Consider the following 2,183-nt stretch of genomic DNA (forward strand, 5'->3'; position numbering starts at 1 on the left):
AGAAGATAAGAAGATAAGAAGATAAGAAGATAAATCTCAGATACAAAAAAAGCGCCTTAGGCGCTTTCTTATATTTCAACGGTGTTGCTTATCTCAATGTCGCTTGGGAGAGTTTTGCTCTCATTTCCATTTCACCAATATTGAACTGGCGAACATCAATGGTGGCCATATCATTGCACTCTTGACATGCATGATGACACTTACCATCTAGGTAGTCGTGCTTTTTAACTAGGCTTGGCTTTTTGCACCAATCACAAACGCCTTCTATTGTGAACATATTCTCTCCTCACCTGTTTAAGTCAGGTGTATTTTCGGCGCAAATTATGACACAAGTAAGACTCATTAGTTAATAGTTTGTTACCTGTTTTTGAGAGGGGGATCGATTGCAGTACTAATAAAATCGATATCTTTGCGACTTTGGAAATCGAGTTTGCTTGGTTGTTTACGTTTTTGTAACACTCTTAAGGATGGTTTTTAGCGAATTGTTCAAACGTTTCATCTCTTCGTCACACCCGTAACCATCTGGGTGGTAGATTTTGGATAGCTGTTTATATCGAATTTTAATGCTTTTTTGATTCGGAATTGAGCTAGGTGTATACCCAAATAGAGCGCAGGCTACTTGTAAATTGTTCAGGCTGTTGTCATTTTTCTGTTTTTTTAACTCATGGAATATCGTGTGCAGCTGACGTTTCTGCTGCTTAATAGTGAAGTCCTTCGAGCTAAGCTGTGCTTCAAGTGTCTGCTTTTGTTGCCCCAATTCACCCGATTTTAGAGCGTGTCTTCTTTTTGATATCACCAGAGTCATGATAATGCTGACAATTGAAATCAACACGGCTAAGGCTGTGCCAATTAGATAGTCTGAATACGTTAGGTTAGAACGTGTTACCTGCTCTCTAGAGGGCAGATAAGAAGGGGATCTACTTGCTCGCTCTGGATTAGATAGCCTCTGATTCGTGCTGCTTTCAGCAATGACGTTGTCATTGAGCTTCTCAATCGAAGAGATCTGCTTGGCACGTTGCTGGTTGAATTGCGCTTCCAGAATACGGTTATAGCCATCTTCGGCTGTTGGATTGTTTTTTAAGGCCGCTTCATACCATAGCTGTGCTTCATCTAATGGTTTTAGGAGTTCTTCCTCAAGTGAGGATTCGTAGAGCTTTGCGACTTCGATAGGCGCGCGTTGGTTACCTTGTAAGGCTGATTTAATAAACCATTCTAAAGCTAGCTTGTTGCTTTGCTCTACACCTGATCCTGCCAAGTACCATTCACCCAGCCTAAATTGCGCATCTGCATTGCCGTTTTCTGCGGATTGCGAGTACCAATAAAATGCATCGTTGGTGCTCAAAGGGACATCATTACCTGATTCATAAGCTTGAGCTAGTTGGTATTGAGAAACTGGACCTTGAGGTTGAGATTCTATCGAGAATGCAACGTTGCTTTCTGCATGAACGACGTGTGCAGTAGAGAACTGTATTGTAGAAAAGATGAGGGCAAAAAATAGAGTTCTGAGAATTGATGATGGCAGAAAGTTGGATAGGATAAACAATAGATAAGTCTCGTAAAAAAGCCCAGAGTTGGTATATCAGTATGAATACGATTTACGGTTGTTAGTTAGTCGTGTGACTTTGAACAAGCAACACGACGATAAGCAACTATATAGAGGTTAATTCAATAGATAAAGACGAACTGGGCTTTAATCGTGCTACTTAAGCGGCAAGATTTGAATTTCTACGCGACGGTTACAAGCGCGACCTTGAGAGGTGTTGTTGTCACATAGAGGGTAACGTTCACCGTTACCACGAGCAATGGCACGGCCTGCAGCAACGTCTTGAGAGATCAAGAATGCACGAACCGATTCAGCACGACGCTCAGAAAGAACTTGGTTAGAAGACTCGCTGCCCGTGCTGTCAGTGTGACCTTCGATCACTAGGCTAGTGTCTGGGTATTCAACTAAGATGCGCGCAACGCCGCGAAGTGTTTTGTGGATGCTTGATTCTAAAGCGTAAGAACCAGAATCGAAACCAATGCCGTTCTCTAGGCGAAGTAGAAGTTGGTTCTCACCAACACGCTCTACTTGAACGCCTGAGTTCATGAGTTCTTCACGAAGTGCAGCTTCTTGCTGGTCAAAGTAGTAACCGATACCACCGCCAACTGCGGCGCCACCTGCTGCGCCGATGAGTGCACGC

At 43.1% G+C, this 2,183-nt stretch carries 3 protein-coding genes; all 3 read right to left on the reverse strand.

Annotated features, from left to right (window positions below; all coding sequences use genetic code 11):
• Positions 1–88: 88 nt before the first annotated feature.
• Complete coding sequence (locus AB4496_RS19170) at positions 89–277, reverse strand: hypothetical protein (RefSeq protein WP_048659540.1); 189 nt, start codon at positions 275–277, stop codon at positions 89–91.
• Positions 278–442: 165 nt separating this feature from the next.
• Complete coding sequence (locus AB4496_RS19175) at positions 443–1,543, reverse strand: tetratricopeptide repeat protein (protein ID WP_009846482.1); 1,101 nt, start codon at positions 1,541–1,543, stop codon at positions 443–445.
• A gap of 156 nt (positions 1,544–1,699) precedes the next feature.
• Positions 1,700–2,183: OmpA family protein (locus AB4496_RS19180; RefSeq protein WP_372131642.1), on the reverse strand; the 484-nt coding region annotated here is incomplete at its 5' end.

This window comes from Vibrio sp. 10N.222.46.A1, assembly GCF_041473595.1.
In the GTDB taxonomy this organism is placed as follows: Bacteria; Pseudomonadota; Gammaproteobacteria; order Enterobacterales; family Vibrionaceae; genus Vibrio; species Vibrio tasmaniensis_A.

Bases quoted from the DNA above. Each gene is read 5' to 3' on its own strand.
- AB4496_RS19170 (WP_048659540.1), bottom strand. From the start codon at position 277: ATGTTCACAATAGAAGGCGTTTGTGATTGGTGCAAAAAGCCAAGCCTA.